Annotated in this window: 13 protein-coding genes; 6 read left to right on the top strand and 7 right to left on the bottom strand. The window is 69.4% G+C overall.

Annotated features, from left to right (window positions below; translation table 11 throughout):
- Positions 1 to 53: 53 nt before the first annotated feature.
- The 5 genes from ACIQGZ_RS25270 to ACIQGZ_RS25250 all read right to left on the bottom strand — a co-directional run bounded on the left by ACIQGZ_RS25270 (position 54) and on the right by ACIQGZ_RS25250 (position 11,995).
- Entirely contained in the window at positions 54 to 1,229 is a 1,176-nt protein-coding gene (locus ACIQGZ_RS25270) for a hypothetical protein (protein WP_402605806.1), read from the bottom strand.
- Positions 1,226 to 6,490 carry an AAA family ATPase gene (locus ACIQGZ_RS25265; protein ID WP_402606030.1) on the bottom strand — a complete coding sequence of 1,755 codons (5,265 nt, stop codon included), beginning with the start codon at positions 6,488 to 6,490 and terminating at the stop codon, positions 1,226 to 1,228. Before ACIQGZ_RS25265 ends, ACIQGZ_RS25270 begins: the two co-directional genes overlap by 4 nt.
- A gap of 198 nt (positions 6,491 to 6,688) precedes the next feature.
- Complete coding sequence (locus ACIQGZ_RS25260; protein WP_402605803.1) at positions 6,689 to 9,409, bottom strand: TerD family protein; 2,721 nt, start codon at positions 9,407 to 9,409, stop codon at positions 6,689 to 6,691.
- A complete protein-coding gene (locus ACIQGZ_RS25255; RefSeq protein WP_402606028.1) occupies positions 9,399 to 11,399 on the bottom strand; it encodes a DEAD/DEAH box helicase family protein in 2,001 nt (666 codons plus the stop codon). Before ACIQGZ_RS25255 ends, ACIQGZ_RS25260 begins: the two co-directional genes overlap by 11 nt.
- A 62-nt stretch (positions 11,400 to 11,461) precedes the next feature.
- On the bottom strand, positions 11,462 to 11,995 hold the full coding sequence (locus ACIQGZ_RS25250; RefSeq protein ID WP_007387412.1) for a hypothetical protein: 534 nt from the start codon (positions 11,993 to 11,995) through the stop codon (positions 11,462 to 11,464).
- A gap of 565 nt (positions 11,996 to 12,560) precedes the next feature.
- Here ACIQGZ_RS25250 and ACIQGZ_RS25245 point away from each other — a divergent pair.
- The 5 genes from ACIQGZ_RS25245 (at position 12,561) to ACIQGZ_RS25225 (ending at position 19,463) form a co-directional block, all read left to right on the top strand.
- The gene (locus tag ACIQGZ_RS25245) at positions 12,561 to 12,824 is read left to right on the top strand and encodes a hypothetical protein (RefSeq protein WP_402605800.1); all 264 of its coding nucleotides are present in this window, start codon (positions 12,561 to 12,563) and stop codon (positions 12,822 to 12,824) included.
- Between the two features lies 1 nt (position 12,825).
- On the top strand, positions 12,826 to 13,638 hold the full coding sequence (locus ACIQGZ_RS25240; RefSeq protein ID WP_402605798.1) for a hypothetical protein: 813 nt from the start codon (positions 12,826 to 12,828) through the stop codon (positions 13,636 to 13,638).
- A gap of 1,586 nt (positions 13,639 to 15,224) precedes the next feature.
- On the top strand, positions 15,225 to 17,066 hold the full coding sequence (locus tag ACIQGZ_RS25235; RefSeq protein WP_402606025.1) for a DnaB-like helicase C-terminal domain-containing protein: 1,842 nt from the start codon (positions 15,225 to 15,227) through the stop codon (positions 17,064 to 17,066).
- On the top strand, positions 17,067 to 17,687 hold the full coding sequence (locus ACIQGZ_RS25230; RefSeq protein WP_402605796.1) for a hypothetical protein: 621 nt from the start codon (positions 17,067 to 17,069) through the stop codon (positions 17,685 to 17,687).
- 366 nt (positions 17,688 to 18,053) lie between these two features.
- A complete protein-coding gene (locus ACIQGZ_RS25225) occupies positions 18,054 to 19,463 on the top strand; it encodes a serine/threonine protein kinase (protein ID WP_402605793.1) in 1,410 nt (469 codons plus the stop codon).
- Between the two features lie 201 nt (positions 19,464 to 19,664).
- On the opposite strand, the gene ACIQGZ_RS25220 is transcribed toward ACIQGZ_RS25225, so the two are convergent.
- Complete coding sequence (locus ACIQGZ_RS25220; protein WP_402605790.1) at positions 19,665 to 20,864, bottom strand: hypothetical protein; 1,200 nt, start codon at positions 20,862 to 20,864, stop codon at positions 19,665 to 19,667.
- Positions 20,865 to 20,990: 126 nt separating this feature from the next.
- Between ACIQGZ_RS25220 and ACIQGZ_RS25215 the strand changes: the two genes are divergently transcribed.
- Complete coding sequence (locus ACIQGZ_RS25215) at positions 20,991 to 21,308, top strand: hypothetical protein (protein WP_402605787.1); 318 nt, start codon at positions 20,991 to 20,993, stop codon at positions 21,306 to 21,308.
- 861 nt (positions 21,309 to 22,169) lie between these two features.
- On the opposite strand, the gene ACIQGZ_RS25210 is transcribed toward ACIQGZ_RS25215, so the two are convergent.
- A complete protein-coding gene (locus tag ACIQGZ_RS25210) occupies positions 22,170 to 22,475 on the bottom strand; it encodes a hypothetical protein (protein ID WP_402605784.1) in 306 nt (101 codons plus the stop codon).
- Positions 22,476 to 23,530: the final 1,055 nt, after the last annotated feature.

Here is a 23,530-nt window from a genome sequence, read left to right as displayed (position 1 = left end):
GCACGCCTGCCACATGAAGGCGGGTTGATGGGAGCGTCGTCGCTGGGGCGCCCTCAGTCCTCGTCGTCGAGGGTGTCGTCGGCTGACTCGTGGTGGACGTTGACGCCGGCTCGGCAGCGCGCGGCGCCGATCGTGTCGTGCAGCCGGGCGAACAGGTCGGGCCGGATGAGTAGATCAGCTCCCGCGACCGCGGGCAGGAGTGGTTCGTAGTTTCCGTCGTGGACGAGGTGGCCGTGCCACTGGCGGCAGATCAGTGCCTCACCGGTGGCGTCGCTGAGGCTGAACCCGCAGATTCCCTCTGTGGGTTCAAGGCCGAGTGCGGCCACGACGCTGGCTGCGGGTGCGAGTACGTAGACGGGCAGGCCGAGGCCGCTCAGGGTGCGAGGGCGAGGCGTATCGATCAGGCCAGCGGTTCCAGCGTCAGTGAGGGCCGTCAAGGCCTGGTCTGCGGCACTGATGTGCTCGGCTGCTGACTCGGTTGTAAGGCCGAGTCCCAGGCGCCGCCACGGGCTGGTCCACAGCTGCCAGGGGGCCCGGCAGGCGGGTAGTGTGCCGGGCGGCGGGTCGTCGTCGAGGGCCTCCAGGCCGACGGCGATCTGCAGTTGGCGGGCGGGCTGATCCGGGTATCGGCGTGCAGGAGTGCGCTGCCGCTCGAGCAAGCCGATCTGCACCCAGCCCTCGTGCGGACCTTCATCCACGCGAGCAAAGGCCATGGCGTTTCCCGGCAGGGACCGCAGGCCCGCGACCGAAGCGAAGCCGGAAGGCGGCCAGGGCTTGTCCGCTTGATGGCTCTCACTGAACCACGGTGCTGGATCAAGCGACCACGCCAGGGCCTCGGGACGAGTCAGAGGGCGGGGAATGCGGGCGAATTCGGCACGCAGGGCCGCGCGGGGGTCATCGCGCAGTCGCGCGGCCGCGCCGCGTTCGAAATTCTGGGCGTTGCCGAGATGTCCCGCTTGGGCAAGCGCGGCACGCAGGCCGGCGGCAGCGCGTTGCAGGGCGTCTTCGGCGGCGGCCTGGTCGGCGAGATAGGCGTCGGGAAGCTGGCTGCGGCGTCCATTGGTCAGAAGGTCCAGCTGCATGCGCATGAGCGTCTCGACGTCCGGAAGAGCATCGATCACGAGATCGATGACGGTCTCGCGGAGCCCGGCCGGACTGCCGGCGGCGTTTAGGCGGTCGCCCAGGAAGTGGTCGACGAGGTGGGTCGCGAACTCCCGAGGGTTGTTCATGCGCTGCCCTCGGAGGGGGAGAGGGCGGCGGCGATGGCGCGTGCGAGTGTTGGATGTGCTGCCGTTGCCGCGGGTGCGGGCGCCTGATGACCGGCGCGAGCCAGGATGGCGGAGGCATCCGCACGGACGGACAGCTTGTCACTGCCGCACAGCGTGACGAGCTGTTCGAGAAGGGCGGCATCCAGAGGTCCGTCGGGCAGGTGTCCTTGTAGGACGGTCAGGAGCCAGGTCAGGGGGCCAGCTCCGAGGTCGAAGGAGAGGATGCGCGCGAGGGCTGCCTGCGCCTGGCCGGAACGGCTGGCCAGCAGAATCGTCGCTGCGATCAGGGCGCGGCGCTTGTCGCCGCGTTCGGGCAGGGCAATCGTGGCCAACGCAAGTTCGCACAGTGCGGTGTCGATGTCGTGCTGGTTCGCCTGCTCCGGCACCGGGTGGTAGGCCCCCTGACCGAGACGGGCACGGCCCGGCAGACGGTGGGCGATTACGCCATACGCCGCATCCCAGCAGGCGAATGCGCTGACAGCCGGGGGTGAAGCGAGCGGGGGCTGAACAGCGAACGCCGAGACCAGGGCCAGGCTGACACCGATAGTGCGGCTGTAGGACGCCTCGGCGACGGCGTGGGCCGCCTGGTCTGCGAGGTTGCGGGCTGCGGTGGCCGGGTCCGCGGAGTGCGCCTGCTGCCACAGATCCAGCCGGTCATTGCCGCCGAAGGATCGCCATCCGCCGCCGCCTCGCATCTTGGTGTAGGCGAGCATGCCCGCCGTGGCGGCGAGAGGGCCGAAGACACCAGGATCGCTGTCCTGGCGCAAGCGGAGCCCCGAGGCGAGGTCGGACAGCAGCTCAAGAGGGTTGGAGGCGTTCATCTCGTCGGCGATCCGGTGCAGGAACTGGGCGGCTGCGTCTGCTCCCTGACCGTCGATGACCTCCAAGAGCCGCCACCCGACCGCATTGGCCAGGGCATCCCTCGACCACCGTGGGCCCGAGGGGGCATCGTATGCCTTGCTGGTGCGGTCACGGACCGCAGCAAGCGCGCCAGCAGCACCTTCTGGCAGCGTCGGGCGCTGCTGGGCGTGCAGATACGCGTCTGTGGTGGGGTGCTTCTCGGGGCCGAACCAGTCACGTGAGGTGTTGTTGGGCACGGGGCGGGGCGCCCAGGGCGAGCCGCCCTCACCGCCACAACGCTGTGCTGCTGTGCGCAGCGCAGAAGTGGGCTTGTCCCCGGCAGCCTGCGATGCGGCGATCAGTGTCTGGTCGTCGTAGGTGGAGGTGATCGCATTGGCCAGCACCGGCAGGAGACGCGATGCGCGGGCCGCGTCGTCGCCGGGCAGGTCAGCAAGTCTTGTGAGTAGAGCAACGTCCTGCCGGATACTGCGGCCATCGGGTCCAGCGGCGATGCGGAGCGCGGCCAGGACGACGGGGTCGGCCGTGTCAGCCTGCGTGGCCAGCAGCTGCCGGTGGGCCGCGCTCACCCGGCCATCGGGCAGCCCGGACTCGGCCAGCAGCACCTGGGCGCCCAACTGCGCGGCACCCCGCGGATCCAGGCGCGCAAGGAAACGCCACCACTCCTGCGGCGTTCCCGCCGTGCCCCGCCCGTCGGTGCAGTCCGCGACGAGATAGACAAGAGGCTGCGCACGCGCCAGACGCACCTGCGCCTGAACGGGATCAGCCTGCATGAGCTGAGGCAGCGGATCAAGCAGCTCCTCGATGGTGATGTCCTTGTGACCGCCATAGGCCCCCATGTAGCAGGCGGCACGCTCCCAGCACCGCTGCGCCTCGTGCGGGTCGTCGCAGGCGAGACTCACGCGGGCCATCTCAAGCTCGAAGTCGGCGTCCTCCGCATACAGAGCACGGCGCTCGGTTTGCGCTCCGCGCAACGTGCGCATGAGCTCGTGCACGACGTCGGCCCCTGCCTGACCGACGCTCCCGGCGAGCAGGGACACCAGCTCCGTGGTGATCAGCGGGCCGGTCCCGGCCATGCCCATGAGAGAGGTGGTGGTGCCCTCGCTGACGGCTTGCAGGAAGGCGATGCCCACAGCGACATCATCGCCGCGCAGCAGGGCGACGGCGTCGTGCAACACCTGCCGCACCTGCCGGTGGATGTCCGCAAGATCGCAAGCCCGGGGGCTGCCCGTGAACGCGTGTGCATGCTTGGCAAGTTGTTCGAGCGCGACACGCACGGTCGCGGACGCGGTTTCGGCTGTGAGGACGCCCGCCTCGACATCGCGGTGCAGGCCGACGGTGGCAAGGGCGAAGCGCAGCCAGGCACGGTAGAAGCCAACGCCGTCCAGGAGGGGGAGCAGCCGGGCGGGCGCCTGCGGATCAGCTGCATGGGCCACGGCCAGCAGTGTCAGCCACCTGTTCACCGGGCCGGACAGGCCACTGGCACGATCGGTCAGTACATCCTGTGTTGCTTCCGCGAGAACCGCGGCGATGTCCCCGGAAAAGAGCTCCTCGGCAAGGTCCGACACTGCCACACCATGGCGGAGCAGGCGCCGCGGGTCGCACGGCCCGCTGGCCCAGGCCGCGGTGGCCAGCGCGCGGGCAGACGGCAGCGCGCCACCCGCCGTGCCATGGGCGTCCGCAAGGTGCAGCAAAACGGCCGCGCGCCGGTCGGGCTGCTCGATGAGCTCCGCGCTCTCGAGCAACGGCTCTGGACCCAGACAGTCCGACAGCACACCCAGCACATCCTCAGGCGACGTCAGAGCCTCCTGGTCGAGGAACCGGGCCACCCGCTGCGCGAGCGTACGCGGGACCTGCTCGAGCTCGACATCGTCAGCAGCCCGGGCTGGCAACCGGATCCGTCCGCGCAACTCCGCCAGGAACACCGACTCATCGCTCTCGGATCCGTAGTGGACACGCTCATCCTTGCGTGCCTTGTCCCAGGCCGTCAGGTATGCCTCCCACGGGGCGGCACAGCCGGCCCGGTCGACCGCCGCACACAGCTGCAGGCCCCACCGCGCCGCCATCGTGGTCACACCCTCGTACATCAGGCTTGCCGCCACGCGGTCGGCTCCCACCAGCGCCACCAGCACATCCGCACACGGCACCAGGGAACCCGGCAGGCCTTCGTCCTCATACGTCGCCCGCGCCCGGCTCAGTTCGACGCAGCGCACCAGTGTGGGCCAGTCGTTGCGGACCGCCGCACGCCGCGCGGCAACAGTCAGAGTGTGGACGATGGCCTGAGGAGGCTGCAGCCCGGCAATCGCGCGGGAGAGGAAATCGGGTTCGATTAGCAGAGCGAGTTCGTCATCGCGCCCCAGAGCGGCCAGCAGTTCGGGCATGTGCCGGAACGCGCGGGGATCGGTGAAGAAGCCCCGCTGGGACAACCAATCGGCCGCCCGGGACCGGACCTGATCGACCCACCTGTCGTCGCCGTCGACCCGGCGGATGAAACGGCTGAAGCTCTCATGATGGATCTTCAGTCCGCCGATGCCCGGCTGCTGCGCGACGATCGGTGCCACACTGGTCAGCGCGGCACCAAGCTGCAGTCCGGGCAGCGGGAAAATCTCCTCGAGCTCCGACGCACTCACAGCGAAGTCGCAGACCGCGAGCATGCTGACAGCAGAACGCTGCCCGGGGGTCAGACCGGCCAGCAGATAAGCGTAGTAGTCGTCGAGGTCATGCGCCGACGACGGCACCGCCCGCAACCTCTCCAGAGGATCGCCGGCACCATCCGGCGCCAGCGCCGCTCCCAGGCCCGGGGCAGGACCAACGGCCTGCCGGCACAAATACGTGGCGTACAGGGCGTTGCCTCGAGAGCGCTCCTCGATCAGTGCGACCGCGGCCTCCGCCCGCGCAGCGGGATCGAGCCCCTCACCGGCAGAGGAGGACGCCAAGGCCGTCAACACGCCCAGGCGGTCCGCCAGAGCATGCAGTTCGGCGCGGTTGAGCGGGGCAACGGTGAGACGGGAGGCACCGTGGTCGACGGCCTCGAGGTGAGGGCCGGGCTGACTGGCCAGGACGAGCACGACACCGGGCGGCAGTTCCAGGGCGCAGAGGTCCGCGACCAGAGAGGCCGCCGGGTCCACCCGCGGACGAAAGGCGCTGCCGGTGGTGGATCCAAGAACCCGGCTGACATGGTCGATACCGTCCACGATCAGCGCGATCGGCCGGTCCGGTGCCAGGCCGCGCGCGGCAGTAACCGCGGCCGTGAGCGTCTCCGGCGTGGCCGCGTAGCGTGGCCTGACCTGCGCCAGCGCCTCCGGAACGGCCGTCCCCAGCTGCTTCAGCAGGCTGCCGATCACGACCTCGGTCAGCACACGCTGCTCACGGTCGATGTCCGCAGCGCCGAGCCAGCAGTGATGCCGCACCGCCAGCCAGGTCTCCCGCAGCGCATCCCCGAGCTGCTCACACAACCACGACTTGCCGATGCCGGGAGCACCGGTGACCACCACGACACCCCCCTGCTGCGCAGCATCCTTCACAGCCGCGACCACGCCCGTGAGCACCGTAGGACGTCTCACCTCGGTGGCACGGTCCACGGGGTGCCCCTCACGGACCGCTCCGAAGTCGACTTCCAGACTCAGACGAGGAAGCAGGTCCTCGACCATCACGGTCCCCGCCCGGCTGCGCGCCGCTTTGGCCGCCTCGATCAGGGCCAGCGCCACCTCCTCGGGCGTGCGGTGCCGGTTCGGCGGCCGTCCGGCACCGAGTTCTTCGGTGATGCGGTGCAGCAAGGCCGCCTCGGCTGGCCCGGGCTCGCGGATGTTGAGCGAACACGCCGGAAGATCCGTGTCGACGACCAGGGAGGCGCAAGCGCGGTTGAGCAGGTCATCACTGGCCTGGGCGAGCATCTCCTTCCACGGAGCGTGTGCACGCAACGCAGCGGCGTCGAAACGGAACCGTTTGCTGCTCAAGCCGTGCAGTGCAGGCCCGGGATCGGTGCTCGCGTGGACCGGGCGCAGCACCCGGGTCAGCTCGGGATCCTCCGGCTCCATGTCGCGCACCACGAGGCGATGCGAGGCACCCGGATCCGAGGTGAAGTCGTGGTCCATGGAGGAGAAGAGCAGATCCAGGCGTAGGCCTCGCTTGTCCTTCGTGAAACTCTCCAGCGACAACGCGCGGTCATGATCCGTGTGCTTGATCTGCAGCCGCTCGCGGCTGCCAGTGCCCCACTCGCACGTGATGTCATCAAATCGGTCCCCGGTGAACATCTTCGTGTCGACCAGCAGGGAATTCGCACGTCCCACCGCCAGGTCCACCAGCCGCAGCGCGGTGAGCAGGTCCTGGTAAGCGTAGCCAAGGTGTGTCGGGCGCAGCCCCATGCTCACCTCCAGCGTGCCTTGCTCACTTAGCACCCCCCATGGTGCGCGTCGCAGTCACCCTAACCTCCCTGACGTACCGGGACGGAACGGAAACCCAAGGGGAGAACGTGTGCGCAAGATCCAGCCGGCCCGGGAACACTTGGAAGGGTGGGCACCTTACCTGGTCGCCGACGGCTTCGCGTTACCAGACAGGGGGCGTCAGGCTTCGACGTCGATGCCGTAGTCGGTGGCCAGGCCCGCCAGCCCGGTGTCGTAGCCCTGCCCGACGGCACGGGCCTTCCATCCGGTCGTGTGGCGATAGAGCTCCACCGCGATGGTGACGGTCTCACCCGAGGAGAAGGGGTCAGGTGTGAAGGCCAGTTGGGTGCGGGAGGGCTGGGTAATGTCTGCTTGCCACTGGGTGTGCTGGTCGAAGACTGCGGCGGGTTGGGCCTCGAGGTCGATGCTGACGATGACGGCGATGGTTGCGATGTCGTCAGGGATGAGGCCCAGGTCGGCGGTGACGGTGTCCCCGCCGACGCTGACCCCGTCGTGACTGGGGTGGTTGTAGAAGACGAGGTCGTGGTCGCTGCGTACCTTGCCGTTGCGGGTGAGGAGTACAGCGGACACGTCAACGGGTGCGCCGGTGCAGGTGATGCGGACCGTCGTCGGCTCGGTGCGGATGGCTGCGTTGGCTCCCCTCGTCCGCAGTTGCAGGGTGCCGCTCTCCTCGCCGGGTAGCGGGCTGGTGGGGGAGCGGGTAGTGGCCGGGGCCAGGCTGGCACGGGTCAGCGTGGCAAGGACGCGCTCGAGGATGGGCCAGCCTTCGGTTTCCTCGCCTGGCCAGGGCCAGGTCAGACGCTGGGCGCCGAACTCCTTGGCGGTCGGCGGCCGCCCGAGTGCTTCCTGCAGCTGGAGGTGGCGCAGGCTCTCGGTGGCCAGGCGGCTGAGCTGCCACTGCCGTTGGGTTTCTTCCGGGTTGTTCACCCAGGTGTCGTGGTCGACCGGCTTGCCGCCCAGCTCCTGGTACACCCGGCGGGCGAAGTCGTAGCCGTCCTCAGTCAGTAGGCGGGTAGGCCGCTCCTGTTGGGATGGCGTCGGCTCGCCGATGGCCGTGTACAGCGCCACCAGGTCGCCGCCCGTCCAGTGGTTGGCTGCCGTGGTCGCGAACCGCGCGAACTGAGGCAGCGTGGGGGGACGCCCCTTGGCGGCGACGAAGCGGTGATGCTGGTAGGCGACCTCCTCCAACTCGGAGCGCCAGCGGCCCTCCACGAAGGCACCGAGATACTGCTCGGCCCAGGCCCGCCGGTGCCGTGTGATGAGGTCCCGTACCCGCTCGAAGCCGTCCCGGCGGGCGCCGTGACTCATGCTGGAGGTGAACGTCACCTGCCCGTACGGGGTCTCGACCGTACTGTCCTCGCTGTCCGTGATCTCCTCCTCCGGCCCCAGGAGTTGTTCGGCGGCTTGCAGTTCGCGAAAGAAGGCGGTGCCGACCGGGCATCCGGCCGCGCGCAGGGCGGCCAGCGGCTTGCTGTAATAGCGGTCGACACGGTCCAAGGTGGTGCGAGAGTAGGGGCCTTCGCACACGAACCAGGCGGTCAGGCCCACGCCGTGCCAGAACTCGGCCGCGGGGCCGAGGGCTTCGGCCATGGTCTGGTGCGGGCGCGGGTTGCTGACGATGCTGCCGGGATATCGCGCAAGCGTCACCGTCTCCCACAGCCGCCCCACCCGTTCCAGGACATCGGCGGGCAGACGCTGCCGGTACAACTGAGGGGTGTACCCCTGCTCGGTCCGGTTCAGACTCATCAGATCCTGATCGACCAGCCCCCACAACGACGGCATTCCCCGTGACTGGCCGGCATGCGCCTGGTCGAAGCCCGCCCACCAGCCGCGCAGGGCCGCAACCCGCTCCTCCACCGGAGACAGAGAACTGCCGCCGCCGAGGAAGGCCGCGAGCATCGCATGGACCTCGTCCTCCGCGATGCCCGCCTCGGCAGCCATGCCGGCCGTCTGCGTGGCCATGCCGACGTACAGACGAGGCTCGGGCAGAGCGGTGATGATCTCCTCATCCGGGTGAGGGGGAGCCTGAAGGTAATCCAGCACAGCCAGCCAGTCACCCCCGAAGTACGCGGAGACGACCGGCTGCAGCTCTTTGGTGAGCACCCGGCGCGCCAGGGCTGTTCCCGTCCTGGCCTTCTTGGCGAAACCAGCCATCAGCCCTTGCAACCGCTGGATCCGGTGACGTGCGGCAAGCTGCACGAGGTCGGCGGCGGCAAGGGTGTCCAGCAAACGAAGGCGGGCCTGCTGCTGCCCCGCACGGTCCAGCTGGTGCCAGCCGCCGCCGAAGCGGAAGGCTTCCAGCGCGCTCTCGTCGATGCCCAGCAGCCGGTAACGCTCCTCGATGGCTGTCCAGAACCGCTGCTGTTCCGTGCGCGGGAAGATCTCTCCTGCCGCCCGCAGCCGGATGGGTTGAAGCAGTGTCTCGAACAGCGGCACCAGCAGCGCCCACAGCAACACCGCGTCCCAGTCCTCCACCGCGGTGAGACGGGCGGTGTCATCGGCGGCCAGCGTCAGAGCGTGGCCAGGGCGTTCCCGCAGCAGATACGGCAGATTGACTGCTCCTGCCTTGACCGAGAGTTTCTGGGGCAGGTACCACGCCCCGAGCCGCTGCTGCTCTTGGACCCCGAAGGCGTTGGCGCAGAGCACTTCGTCTTCCCGGGTGAGGGCCGTCACCTTGGCGGCGTCCGGCGTGTGGCGTCCTCGGCCGGGGACGACGGTGGCCACCGGCCGTCCGGCGAGCCCTGCGGCCAGCAGTCTGGCCGCCAGGGCGTCGATGTCGGCGAACCGTTGCTGCTGCCCGGCCGCCCGCTCCAGGGCGAGCGCCTGCTCGGGACTGCATTCCAGAGCAGGCTGCCACCAGCGTGTCGGGTCACTGGCCACCGGTCAGCCTCCGCATGGTTTCGACGAACTGCTCAAACGGCACCGGGGCAGCGGTGTTCTGCGCATAGACGGCGTAGCGCTGGGCCATCAGATGCATCTCCCGCTCCCTTCTTCGGGCCTCCACACGGTCCAGCTCGTGCACCACGCGCTGCTCGACGCGTCCCCGCTCGTACAGCACGAACGCGTCCACCCCGCCGAGACCCCCGCCGGCCCCCTCCGCGGCGCCGCCGGGGCCGGGGAGATCCCCTTCCATGGTGGTGGCGTCGATCAGCGGGACATCCAGGAGCACAGCGGGATCCATGTCGTTGTCCGCGCACATGGCCTCCAGATGCTCCTCCAGGCCGAGTTCGGCATGGCAGACCACGTCCAGGTACTGCTGGTCGGCAGCCACCGCGGTCTGGCGCAGGACGCGGACACCGCGGCCGACGAACTGGTAGAACTCGCCGAAGCTGCCATAGGGGCGCAGCGGCACGACCACGGTGATGGGCGGGAAGTCGTAGCCCTGGCCGAGCATCCGCAGCTGCACGATGCCCTGCAGATCCCCGGCGTCGGACTCGAAGCGCCGCCGGATGGAGGCGATCGCGGAGGCGGGCATGCTGTGGTGCAGCGTGGCACTGGGGATCCCGTATTCCTCGGCGATCCGCGCGATCTGTTCAGCATGCGCCTGGCCCATCGCCGCGAACAGCACCCTCGGCTTGACGGGCGCCAGCAGCTTGGCCTGCGCATCCAGACACGCCCGCGTCACGGCCATCACCTGGCGGATCGGTGCTTCGGACTGTGCGGTGATGCGTGCCATCTTCCGCTCGTCGCCCAGCGTGGCCAGCAAAGCATCACGGCCCACGATCTGCTCGCGCCGCCCGTCCGGCCACACCGCCTCATACACCGTCGACGCCACCTCGGGAGCGAACCGGTGCACCCGCAGGTTCTTCGCCGACCCGTCCGCGACGGAGTCGACCAGCCGGTAGCGGTAGACGACATCGGCGTCGATCGGCTTGCCGTCCAAACGCTGGAAGCACGCCGACATCAGCAGTGTGCGCGCACCCTGGAAGTGGGCGAACAGCCGCTGGTAGGAGGCGCTGGCTGCGATGTGCGCCTCGTCGACGACGATGAAGTCGATGTCCTCCGTCTCCAGCTTGGCCAGCAGGTCCCCGTCACTGTCGCCCGTGCCCAGCGCATGGAAGTTGGTGACCAGGATGTCCGCGTCCAGAAGCCGCTCACGGCTGACCTGGCTGATCTGCCCGTCGTCCGCGTCCAGGACGAGCGTGGCCGGCGGACGGGCACCGGGCAGCATCGGCCCGCCCGCCAGCCCATACAGGACGTTGCCCGGTATCCCCGGATCGAGGGCCTTGGCGAAGGTGCCGCGGATGACCGAGCCCGGGGTCACCACCAGCGCCCGCCGTCGACTGAACGACAACGCGGCCGCCACTCCCAGGGCCGTCTTGCCCGACCCCACCGCCATCACCGCAGCCGCATGCCGGCCACCGGAGGCGTAGTAGTTCGCCAACGCGGCCAACGCCTCGTCCTGGCACTCCCGGAGCGGCGCCCGGTCCACCCTGGCCCGCACACCGGCGAAGTACGCCCCGCCTGAAGGTAGTTCGGCACCGCCAGGCGGATCGGCCGCCCGCATCGGATCGCCGGCCATGTCCGGGATCCCGATGCGAGGCACGGCAGTCACCAGCGGCGCCAGGAGCGGATCCTGCCTCAGCATCGCCTGCAACTGGGCCACACAGCGCGCCGTGTCCGTACGCACCGCATCATAGGAGAACCGCAGAACGGTCAGGCCGGTCGCGGCCAGATCGTTCTGTCGCAGCCGGTCGTAGGTGAACGCGGCCCGGTCACTGTGGAAGGCGAACCCGTCGAGCTCGACGGCCAACTGCAGCGCCTCACCCGCGATCAGGTAGTCCAGCCGGTAAGCGCGCTCGTTGACGGTGACCGGGTGCTGACTGCGGACCCGCGCAACGATCGACGCGTCCACGGCCGGCGTGAGCACCCACCGCAAGAACGCCTCCTCCAAGTAGGAGGCAGCCGGGATCAGTCGCTCCAGACCCGCACTCATGACGATCCGCCCTGTGCCGCAGCCTCGGCAACCAGCGCCTGGGCTTTCTCCGACAGCCGGGCCGCCACATCCTCGCCCTGCCCGAAACGGGCCAACCGCCTCGCCAGCTCAAGTGCTTCCGCGAAGGCGCCCTCGCGCTCCAGCAGGCCGATCAACCGTGGCACCGAGGACACCCGCACAAACGCCGCCGGAGCATCAGTGGTGTCGAAGGACACCGCGTGCGGGGTTGCTTCCATCAACTCCAAATCCAGCAGGGCGAACACCTCAAGCGCGGCGAGGGCCCCAGGCTCCGCACGACGTGTACTCCACAGTCGATCGACCGCGCTCTGCAGAACAAAGTGGTAGTCCCTGGCCGAGCCCGGAAGCTCCAGCGCCTCCCAGACACGGGCGATCAGCTCAGCGCCGCGCGCGTCGAACGGCACATGCCGGCTGGCCGGTGTCGCAGACGTACTCCCCTCGGCGGTCGGCCACATCGGCGAGCCGTACGACTCGTCCGGACGAACCCCTGCGCCCGGCAGCGCCTCCCGCATGACACCCGGGCTCCCGGCAAAGGCAAGGCCAGGGACAGCCGCCATGCGCTCAAACCACGCCCCCACGTTCCCCCTTCACACAAAAAAGAGGCCTGCACCCTCACCTACAGCGAAGTCGCCCCATCCGCCCCCTGTGGTACTTCATTGTCGCAGCCACACTCTCTCTGCACCCCGAAAGCGGATATGTACTCCGCTCCCCGTCACCCACCCCGGCCGACTGCCGCCGGCCGAAGAACGAGAACCAGACGCCCTTGTCGCCCACTCGACCTCGTGTCCGGAGTCGGGAATTTCGCTTCACACACCTCTCGGCCAGCTGTACCAGGGACGGTGCAAGCCCTGGACGGTTTCGGGTCAACCCGATTTTCCAGGAGGCCTGACCAGGGACGAACGACGTACCTGCGTTTAACGACGGTGAACACGTCAGCCTGAACGGGCGCCGATCAGGCTGGCCTTGAGAGCGTCGGCGAGGGAACCTTGAGGCATCGACGGCGGGATACGCCTCGCACCAATCCCTTCCCGAATCGCCCGGGTTGGGGACCTCACCCCTACCTTCCTGGAGCTGCTCATGTCCGCCCTTCCCCTGCCCGTCGCCAGCCCCGAGCCGCCGGCGTTCTGCGCCAGCCACCTCCCTGCCCGCACCCAGCCGAGTCGGCTGGGCATCCCCGAGGTCGTGGTCATCGTCGTGGTCGTCCTGGCATCGGCCGGATTGGCCGTCGGCAACCGGCCCGTCCCGGCCGCGCTGGTCGTGGTGGCCGCCGCAGTGGCCGACCTGATCACCGGCCGCCGCTCCAGCGATGTCGCCAAGCCCTCCCGCCGCCGCAGCCGGTGACATGGGCCGCCCCACCAAACCTGTCGCCGCCGGCATCAGCCCCCGGCTGCGGGCCCTGGCCGTCTACCTGCGCCAGCTCAAGGACGACACCCGTACCACCTACGCCACCTTGTCCGAGCGCACCGGCCCACCGGGCGCGCCCGGGTACCGCGGAGCCTCCACCCTCAGCCAGGCCGCCCGCGGCACCCACCTGCCCCCGCTCGAGACCGTCCTCGCCTACGCCCGCGCTGCCGGCGACCCCGGCAGCCACTCCACGCAGAGGCGAGAAGCGACAGCCCTGAGCCTGTGGAAGGCAGCTGCAATCGAGAAGGCCCGCCCCCACCTGGCCGGTCGCGGCCGACGGACCCGGCAGGTCCGCACCCCCGCCTCCCTGGGCCAGGAACTGACGCGGCTGCGCCTGAGGGCCGGCCGGCCCTCTTACCGCGCCATCGAGAAGGCAACCAAGGCCGACGGGCACCGTGTACCGCGTTCGACAGCCCACCTGATCCTCATCGGGAAGGTCCTGCCCGGCCGCGAGCAGTTGGCCGCGCTCCTGAAAGCCTTCGACGTGAGCGTGGCGGACGCCGCACAGTGGCACGCGGTCCTCGACCGCATCGAGGACCGCCGGCGACCGCCCGAGCCGCCCCGGCGAGGCAGAGGGTACGCGTGCGCCGACGCCGACCCGGCCGTGCAGGAGTACCTCGAACGCCGTGAGCGCGACGAGGAGATCAAGCGCCGTACCGGGCAGATCCATCCGGACGAGACGTACGAGGACTACGAGGAACGGATGCGCGAGAGGGCGTTCCTCGTAGTCCTCGGACATCTGGCTGTATGAGGACTACGGCGAACCCGAGGGCGACGACGAGCCGGAGGACGAGGCCCAGAGGCAAGTATGGGCCGGTGAGCAGGCCGCCTTCCGTGCCCAGCTGAAGGCATTGGTAGAGCCCGCCACCCCCACGGGGCACGGTGCCGATCACGCCTGACGCCTCCCGAACCACCTGCCTGCCATCCTCCCGGGCAGGTCCGGCCTGATCACCCACGACACCAACCCCAGCGTTACATAATTCCGGGACGAATATTATGTAACGTCGGCTAGGCTGGGGGGCAACGTTACATTCTTAGCGGCGCGGTCGTTTCGCAGAGGCGGCCGCTGCCGAGCCGACTGCCCGACCTTCCCCTTGCGATCCGCTTGCCACTTGCTCTTGGAGTCCCCGGGTGTCCTCCTCACGTTCATCCCGCACCGCCGGTGAGGCGTCTTCCGGCGCTGCCGTGCCGGGCAACCCCGCCCACACCGCTCCGCCTGCAGCCTCAGAGGAGCCGTCCGACCAGGCTCCGCGCTGGGCGGGCAACTGGCCATTGAGTTTTCCCACGCCTCCCACACCATCCTCAGCGGCCAAGACAGCCTCCGAAGACGCCAGCCGCCGACACGGCGATGACAGTCAACCCGAGTCAGCTGAGGGCCCGTTGTACGAGCGGGGAACAACCTCCGCCGCCCCTGACGCGGAAACACCACACGCCCTGACGCGCACCGGCCCGGCGACGCTGCACGAGGCCCGCAGCACACTCAAGCAACTGATCAACGCTGCCATCCAAGGGCACCCCACACCCCTGACGCGTGGCCCGCACCATGCACTGCTCACCACGCCCGCCCACGCAACCGAACTGGGCTGGGACCTCACCCAAGCCCCCACCCACAGTTTCGTGGACGCCCGCAAAAAGCTGGGAGATTTGATCCAATACGGTGCCGAGGGCCACCCTCAGGTGCTGTGCCGCCACAAGACCCCCGTCGCCGTCCTGCTTGCCGCAGCCGCGGACGGCACCCCCACCCCGCCCGCACTTCAAGCCGAGCCAGCACCCGACACAGCGGCTCCGGCTGCAGCAGTAGCCCCGGACTCCGCCACAACACCCCCGCAAGCAGTCCAGACCCCCCTCCCGACCACAACAGCCGAAGCCGAAGTCGAGGCCGCGAAAGACCTCGCGCCCGCACTGACCACTCCTCCTGCCGAAGCGGCCGCTGCACCCACCACGCCCTCGGAACCACAGCCGGAACCGACGCCAGCAGCCCAGGACACGCCTGCACCTGCCAGTACCCCCGCCTCACGCGGCACCACCCCAGCCACACCGGCCCCGTCGGCCCCCCCCACCGGCTCCCCGGCCGCTCCAACCCCCCCGACACTCCAGCACCCGCTCACACCACCGGCCGCCCTCCCCGCACCCCCCTCGGCCCCGCCCGAGCCGGGCCCGCCGGCCCCCACTCCCGCGACGCCCGGGACCAGCCACGAGACCGTCATCCCGGCCAGTGGCCCACCAACTATCACTGCGCCACGCACCCCGCGACGCCTGGCCGCACTCGCGCAAGCCCTCGACACCGTCCTTCCCACCACCGCCCCCACCGGTGAAACCACCACACTCACACCCGTGATGGGCCTGCCGACCGGCATCCGCACCCTGGACGACGCCCTCGGCGGCCTCCAGCCCGGCCGCTTCTATCTCGTCGCCGCCGCCCCAGGAGCCGGATCCAGCCTGATCGCCACCGCCGCCGCACGCACGAGCGCCCTCGACCAGCACCAACCCGTCCTGTACGCCGCCTCCGGACTCACCCGCGCCGACATCGCCGCACGCATCGTCGCTGCACACCTGCCCGTCGACTACCGCCGCCTGCGAGCCGGCCGCCTCACCCCCACCGAGCAGGACGACACCGCGGCCCTCCACCACCACCTGGCCCAAGCCCCGCTGTACATCGACGACGGCACCGACCTGACCACCGACGCGATCGCCGAGAGCGTTCCGGACCTGCCCGGCCTAGCCCTCGTCGTGGTCGACCGCCTGCAGACCACCGAAGACCCCCGGCTGCCGCTGTCCGGCCTGACTCAGATCACCGACGCCGCCCAGGCCCTCGCCCACTTGGCCCGCACCCACGAGCTCCCCGTCCTCGCCGCCGTCGATACCGACGACCCCCGCCTGATCGCCGCGCTCAGCCTCGACATCACCATCACCCTGACCCGCGACGCCGACCAGATCCACGCCACCGTCGCCGAACGCGACCTCGGCCCGCAGGCCACCCTCACCCTCCACGCCGACCTCGCCCACGCCCGCATCACCGACCCGGCCACCCCCTACGCCAGCCCCACCACCCCAGCGCCGCCACCGACCGCGAGCCTGCACACCCCCGCACAGCCCCCGCAGGCGCCTCTCCAAGCCCCCACCAGCCCGCCCCAGGAGCCCACGCCCACCGAGCCCGTCCCGACAGGCCACACCGCCGCCCCACCTCCGCCAGAGGGCGGCTACGCAAACCGGGGCTACAGCTACTTCACCGGCATGATCACCCGCGCCGTCGACGAAGCCCTCCACGACCACGACGGTGACATCGCCGCCGCAACCGAAGCCCTGGTGAAAAAGGCCGTACCGAACGCAATGGCTCTGTTCGAGGCAACCCGCGTCGGCGGAAATTACGAGCACACCGTCTATCCGGAAACCCTCGAATTCCTCCGAAAGAAAACCAAGGACGGCGCCGACGAAATCTGGGAGGGCCGCCACAACTGGACCAACACCCACCTCATGGACGCCCTCCAAAACGGCACCCACCCCCCGATCACCGTCAACGCCCTCGACACCAACGCCAGCTTCCTGTCCGCCTTCAAGACCCACCTGCCCATCGGCGCCCTGATCCACGACCCCCACGGCGGCTTCGACCCCAAACGCTCCGGCATCTACCGCCTCCCTACCCGCCCCACCTGGCACCACCCCCACCTGCCCGACCCGATCGGCAACCGCCGCGAAGACGGCCCCGTCCTCCTCGACGACGCCACCATCCGCCTCCTCATTCGCTGCGCCCGCCTCGGCCTGTGCGAGGCCCCCCACATCACCGAGCGCTGGACCTCCGGCGCCAGCGAAGGCCTCCTGGAAAAATTCCGCCGCGTCCTGACCGAAGCCCGCAAAAAAGCCATCGAAGCCGACGACACGATGACCGTCGAATACATCAAAGCCATGTACTCGAAATTCACCTCCACCATCGGAGAATCAAGCGTCAACCGCGACATCCGCCGACCCGACTGGATGCACATCATCCGCTCCCAGGCATTCGCTAACCTCTGGTATAAATCCCACCGAGCCCACAGCAACGGCCTGACCGTCGTCCGCGTCCGTGGCACCGACGAACTCCACGTCGCCGGCGACTGGCGCACCGTATTCACCGAAGGACGCCTCACCACCCAGATGAAACAAAAAGACCAGTACCCCCTGCCGAGGAAGAGCGCTCGTTAGATGTCGACCGACGGATGGAAGAACTTCGGCAACTACGGGGCAGACCGCGACCCGGGAAACGTCCACGGAAAAATCGCCCTCGCCCGCGCCCTCGAAGACGCCCTCGAGCGCATGATCATCGACGGCGGAATCAAATCCCCGGTCGGCACCCGCCGCGGCCTGAAGGCCCGCATGCGTTACCTCACCACCACCAAAGGCGGCCCCCAAGCCTTGGCCGACGCCGGCATCCACGCCACCCCCGCCACGATCCGCGCCTGGACCCGCGGCACCCAGCGCCCGCGCCCGGCCAACCTCGAAGCGATCGACACTGCCTACTGGAACCTGCGAGCCCACAACGTGCTCGCCAACCCCGGCGCCCTCAAGCAGCACCTCAACCGAGGCGGCCGCGGCACCCGCATCGAGATCCACCCCGTCAACCAGACCACTGTCGACGAGCCCCGCCGCCGCGACAACCTGAGGATTCAACACCGGCAGGTCCGCTATATCTGGGACGACGCCGTCGACGCCCTCGTCGCCAGCGACCTGGACACCATGGAAGACCTCTGGGACGACATCATCGCCGAACTCGACTCCGACTGGGGCGCCTACACCTACGTCTCCTACATCGGCATCGGCGCCTGACACGACCGCCTGCGGCTGGCCTGACCGGCCCTGATGGTCTGCGGGGGAGTGTCGGTTGGACCTCGTCCTCTGAGTGTCAGTGGCGCAGGCGCGGTGGCCTGGTCGTTGACGCTGACGGGTGGTGCTCACTCGTTGCTTGCATGAGTAACGAAGGGCCATGTCATTCTCATGCCGACCACCACCGACAGCCCGCGCGCGAACGACAGAACCGCTCCGCACCGCCGCAAACCCCTGGGCCCCGGCACCGGCTGCGCCGACCCCCGCAGCCCGCGCTCCCGTCCAGGTCCCAGTTTGTGCGCAGAGCATCCTGTTCGGTCCCGAGGCGGGGCACAGGAACGCTACCGTTCGGGCATGTCAGGAAGACCCGTGCCACGCCCTCCGCAGCGCCCGCGTAAGCCGCAGCCGAACGACAACAGCGTCGACTACAACATTCTGCGGTGGCGCGACGACGGCCAACTCGGCCAACTCGGCGGGAAGAAGTTCGTGCGCAGGGCCACCGAGGTGAGCAGCGGGCGTGAGGGCGTCCTCAAGCACATGTCCGACCCGCCCGTGCCGGGCGAGGGCTATGTGGACAAGGGACGGCGGGCCCGTCGCCGGCGCTTCTACGACGAGGCGCTCTTCATGCAGCAGGTGAACGGAAGTCCGGGCATCCTGCCGATCTGGGACATCGACGACGCCCATGGCACCGCACCCCGCTGGTACGCCATGCCCCAGGCCCGGCCGCTGGCCGACATCCTCGACGACACCTCGACCGTCCTCGACGTGGTCACGCACACCACCGTCCTGGCCCGCACCCTCGCGGCGCTCGCCGATCAGGGGATCTACCACCGGGACATCAAGCCGGACAACCTGTTCTGGTACGACGGGATGCCGGTCCTGGCCGACTTCGGGATCGCGGCCTTCGCCCACCTGCCCGCCGGCGTGACCCGTGTCGGGGAGAAGGTCGGGCCCGCCAACTTTATGGCCCCCGAGATGCGCAGCACCGACGGCAAGGACCGCGGTGAGCGGGCCGATGTCTACTCTCTCGCCAAGACCCTTTTCGTCCTGGCCCATCCCCGTCGCGGCCCGTATCCGCCCGAGGGAACACACCGGGTGGGCGCGGAGGAGTTCAACCTGGCCACCCACGGCGGCGGGAACGCCATGACCGCCCTGGAACACGTCCTGGAGGCCGCGACCCAGCACCGCGTGCAGGACCGGCTGACCATGACCGACTTCCATGCCGAACTGGCGGCCTGGCTAGGCCGCCACGCCCAGACAACCCGCTTCCGACCCTTCGGCCGCCCCTTCATGGGTGGCTGGGGACCGCACGGAGACCGCAGCCGCCGCGATGTTGAGGCGACACGGGCGATGATGCTGCCCTGCATCCGACGCATCGCCGAAGCCCTGACCGGTGATCCGGACGCCTGGAGCGAGGGCATCAACCACGACAACGGCGATCGCACCCTCGGCGAGTACGGCTGGATCGACAACTGTGAGGAAGGCTTCGTACCCGACGGCGGCTTCATCTGGATGGCCACCGACCTCCACGACGGACGGCGCATCGTCCTGGACGCACTCCTCGACGACGGTGTGTGTTTTATCGCCGAAGCGCAGCGAAGCGGACCGCCGTGGGTCCTGGAACAGCAGTGGGGACACACTCCGTGGCACCGTGCGCGGATGCCGCGGACAGCCGATCAGGTCCAGCAGCTGACAGACGCGGTCGTGGCCTGGATTTCCCACTCCTCACCGGACGCTCCCGTCGCTGAGGATCCCGAACGGACCGCCGCCACGGCCTGACCCCGCAGCCAGCCGATTCTGTACGAGTTCTGGAAGCCAGACGAGGACGAACTCGGCTGTCCCCATGGGGCTGGACGCCGATGCCGGCCGCACTCGATGCGACGGCCGCTGACGACCCGCGCTGGCGCAGGGCGTGGCACGATCCGTGCTCGGCAGCCACGCGGCCAGCAGGGCGTGCTCGGCGCGTTCGGCACAAGGTCGTCACGGCTCGGGGACCGCAGTGACGGCCGAGCCGGGGCCGCCGCCCTCGCCGACGCTGTCGAGGCCGCGGTCGCGGAGTTCGTGGAGACGGTCGATCCAGGTCTGCATGAATGCCCCGGCCCCGCCCTCCTCGGCCCCGGGCAGCGACAGCAGCCCCTGTCCGGCGCCGGCCTGTTCGTCGATCAGCTCCTCCAACAAGGCGGCGACCACGGCGATCTCGGGCGACAGGCACATCGCCAGCGCGTGGGGGACACCGGACGGGCTGGCCATCTGAGGGACGAGCTGGGAGACAACCAGGGCGAACCCGGACTCGTCGATCCTCGCCCGCAGGCGGGCGAGGAAGGGGTTGTCGGGCATCAGCAGCCCGTGCATCACGTACAGAAAGCCGACCAGGTTGAGGATTCGCGCCACACTGCGCGCCGCAGTCATCTCCTCCTCGCCGGCGGCCCGGAGGCGGGCGAGCGGGTCAACGAGTGTCCCCGCCTCAAGCCAGCTCTCCAGAGAGCCCTCGCGCTCGGCCTGCTGCGCGGACTCGGCGACCGGCGCCCAGTCCACGCCGGGCATCAGTGCGGCGAGCGCCTCCACGAGGACCTCACCGCCCACCTCCGCGGCCCCCATCCCAGCGGCCGCGGCCAGATGCATCACCGCGCGCCGCTGCCCGCGCTCCGGGCCCCGGTCCCACGCGCCCCCAGGGTCGTCGACCACCAGCCGCCGCACCTCGTCCGGGTGCGGCAGCCCGGCCGGACCTCGCCCCGCCACCCGCCCGGCCTCGGCGTAGAAGGCGTCCTGCGCCTCCTCGCCCCCGCCGCCCGCCGTACGGGCCCGCACCACCAGGTGCTGGGCGCGCGAGCGGGAGACCGCCCACAACAGCGACTCCCGCACGGCCGGCCACGGCGGCTCGGGCACCGCCAACCCCCCTGGCCCGGCGAGAAGTCCGGCCTCGGCGTACCAGGCGATCACCGTCCACCGCAGATCCCGCCCCGGCCGCGCATGCCGCCCCAGCGCTGCCGCGACGGCCACCGTCTCCTCGGCAAGCACCGACATCGAACCGCGCCCGCGCCCCAGCCACCGCCGTGCGTGCCCGGGCAGCAGTCCCGCCGCCCGCCACCGCTCCAGCTGCGCTGCCGACACCCGCAGGCCGAGCGCCGCGAGGCGCTCGATCAGATCCTGGTCCGCCGAACTCGGCTCTCCTCTGGGCACCGTCGCAGTTTAGAACCCCGCGAGGTACTTAAAAACAGTCTGCCACGCACGCGCTGAACTGGGCAGACAACCGAGCCCCGCAGAGGCCCCGGGTATCGCCGTACGCCGCGAAGGAGCCGTTCCCTCATGCTCGCCCGTCCCCACCCCACCCGCCAGCGTCCCGCTCGACGCCGCCGACCTGCCCGTAAGGCCACCGCAGCGAGCACGGTGCTCCTCCTCGCCCCGGCCGGCCGCACCGTCCTCGCCTACACAGGCGCCGCGCTCCTGCTGCTCCTGGCCCTCACTGCCGTCCTCGCCCTCGGCGCCGCCTACGCTCCCCGCTCCGCCCACCGCACCGCCGCCTGCCGCACCCTCCACCTCCTCCTGCGCCTCGCCCCCTGGTACCCCGACGCCAGCAGAGAGCCGGGGAGGAGCGGGGGTGAAGCCGGGGGAAGCCGTCACTGAGGTACGCGGCTTCTCACCTTGCGAGGGCGAGACGGCCGATGCGGCTGTCGCCCGGACTGCACGCACGCGGGCGCCCGCAACGTCGTCGTCACCGATGTATCAGCCAGGAGGGCCAACGGCGGTCCCACTCGGCCAGCCATGCGCGTGACCAGCACTCGCTGGCTGGCCCCATGGCACGGAATTCGGCGAGCGTCACAGACCGTCGGGCGGGAGCACTCGCACAGCGATCAGCACTCTTCATGCGGCAGGTGAACGGGAGTCCGGGCATCCTGCTCAACGAGGTCCCACTCCGGGGGACCGGGGTGGGAGAGCAGGCTGCTGCTGCCTGTCGCGTAGGGGCCTCTGGCCGGAAGCTGGGGGTTTGGCGGACGCACGGTCCGCCACGTCACGTATCAGGCGGTCGGCCCCAGCGCCGATCTCGGCGGCACGGTGGGCGTAGGGGTGAGCGGCCGGGGACTGCCGGGCGGCGGTGTCGCGCAGGAATCCGGTCTCGTCGTAGCGGGCCCGGTACGCGGCGGTGGCGTGCTGGCGGTCGACGGGGGCGATCGCAGCGTGGACGGGGGGTGTGAACTGTACTGTGCGGATGGTCGCAGGCACATCGACGGAGCGCCAGGAGACCCCGGTCACTTCGAGGGGGAGGTCGGCGCAGCCGGTGAAGTCCAGTCAGGTGGTCTGCCCGTTGTACGGGGGCAGTTGGCCGGCGGGCAGTGGGCGCACGGTGAAGACCACGTGCGTGGCGGCCGGTTGGTCCGCTGGGTAACCCCCTTCGTCGTGGAGGACATCCTCGTCCTGGGTGTCGTCTTCGTCCTGGAAGAGCTGCTCGTGGTAGGCGTCTTCGAAGGCGGCATGCCGGGTGGTGTTTCACTCGCGGGGCAGGTTGCCGTGCCCGAGGTGCTCCAGCAGTGCCTGGGCCCGCCGCTCGGAGTCTTCTGCGGGGGTGTGGACGTAGGCGTGGAGGCTGGGGTCCAGACGGAGCCGCACTGCCTCGTGCAGCGGCTGCGCGGAAGGATCGGCAAGGGCGGCCCGGACCGGACGGTAGGCGCCGGCGTACTTCAGGGCCTCGTCCTCGGTGCGCTCGCCGTAGCGGTAGACCGCATCCCGGTGCCCGTGCAGCCCCAGGGTGCTGTCGAGGTGCGCGTTCTGCGCCTTGTCGGCTGCCACGTCCACGGCGTTGAAGTATGCCGCCCATGCGGCGGGAGGCCGGTTGTGGATGTTCCGCCCGGGTGCGGGATCCTGGTAGGTGTTCCACCACTTGGCACCTTCGGCGGTGCGATGAACACCCCCTCGGGCACCAGCATCTCCTGCACCCTTCCCACCGCCCTGTTCCTCGACCCCGCTTGTCCGTGTGCCTTATTCATCGCGTGAACCCCCCAGGACGGGTACCAGCACATCCAAGATCTTTTGCCCGGGTAGCGCAGCCGCTCTTCCGACCCAGGTCAGCCCACGACCTCGGCGAGGAGAGTTACAAAGAGCGTGTCCCGCCTCAGGGCCAGGACGGCTTGGGCCAGCGCGTCGCGTGAGGGCTCTGCGGCACTGGCAACGAGTCCGGAACGAGAGCGGGTCAGACGCGGGTGTGATGACGGGGATGAGAGTTCCGTCCCATGCCATCAGCTCCCACACACACCTCCCGAGAACAAACCTAAGCAGAAGAAAAACGAGCCCGGAATGCGGCTCTAAATTTCTACTTTTGCGGTGCACAACGATTCACGTCTTCAGGGAACGCCATCCGGAGAGAATCGTCACAGAACCCCCACACCCATGTAGCGCGAGTGAATGCGTAAAATGTACGCCACTCAAGATGAATCCCTTCGGAGACCTCTATCACTCTTTTTAGGTACCGAGTATTCCACAAGAGGTCCAGACCAATACTTGAATACGAAGAGTAGCCGTTACATAATCGTGGACCAAGCCAAGGAGCGTTACATAATGGGTACGCATCGACAGGGACGGTGTCCGGCGCTCAGCGACAAGTCAGTCCGATCTGGCTCTCACCAGGCAGACCGTTGAGAGCAAGAGAGATATAGCCGCAGGTCAAAGGGTTATAGGGACTGGGCTGCGATGCACTTACTTCTACAATTATGTAACGGCCAACAGGGGCCGGCTCCTCCAGGCAGCCAGCTTTTGTAACGCCGCGGAGCGGCGTTACTGCGTCGTCGCGGAGCGACGACGCAACGTTCCGTCACGTAGTGACGGCGCGTCATGTCTCCGGAGGAGACGGCGCG

Origin of the sequence: Streptomyces sp. NPDC092296, assembly GCF_044755465.1 — a bacterium.
Classification (GTDB): Bacteria; Actinomycetota; Actinomycetes; order Streptomycetales; family Streptomycetaceae; genus Peterkaempfera.
Note: the sequence above shows the minus strand (reverse complement) of the source record. Positions and strands in the feature narration are given on the sequence as shown.

What these genes read in the sequence shown, in the direction of transcription:
- ACIQGZ_RS25270 (WP_402605806.1), bottom strand. Translation starts at nt 1,229, where the DNA reads ATGAACAACCCTCGGGAGTTCGCGACCCACCTCGTCGACCACTTCCTG.
- ACIQGZ_RS25265 (WP_402606030.1), bottom strand. Translation starts at nt 6,490, where the DNA reads ATGGGGCTGCGCCCGACACACCTTGGCTACGCTTACCAGGACCTGCTC.
- ACIQGZ_RS25250 (WP_007387412.1), bottom strand. Translation starts at nt 11,995, where the DNA reads ATGCGGGAGGCGCTGCCGGGCGCAGGGGTTCGTCCGGACGAGTCGTAC.
- ACIQGZ_RS25245 (WP_402605800.1), top strand. Translation starts at nt 12,561, where the DNA reads ATGTCCGCCCTTCCCCTGCCCGTCGCCAGCCCCGAGCCGCCGGCGTTC.
- ACIQGZ_RS25240 (WP_402605798.1), top strand. Translation starts at nt 12,826, where the DNA reads ATGGGCCGCCCCACCAAACCTGTCGCCGCCGGCATCAGCCCCCGGCTG.
- ACIQGZ_RS25235 (WP_402606025.1), top strand. Translation starts at nt 15,225, where the DNA reads ATGGGCCTGCCGACCGGCATCCGCACCCTGGACGACGCCCTCGGCGGC.
- ACIQGZ_RS25230 (WP_402605796.1), top strand. Translation starts at nt 17,067, where the DNA reads ATGTCGACCGACGGATGGAAGAACTTCGGCAACTACGGGGCAGACCGC.
- ACIQGZ_RS25215 (WP_402605787.1), top strand. Translation starts at nt 20,991, where the DNA reads ATGCTCGCCCGTCCCCACCCCACCCGCCAGCGTCCCGCTCGACGCCGC.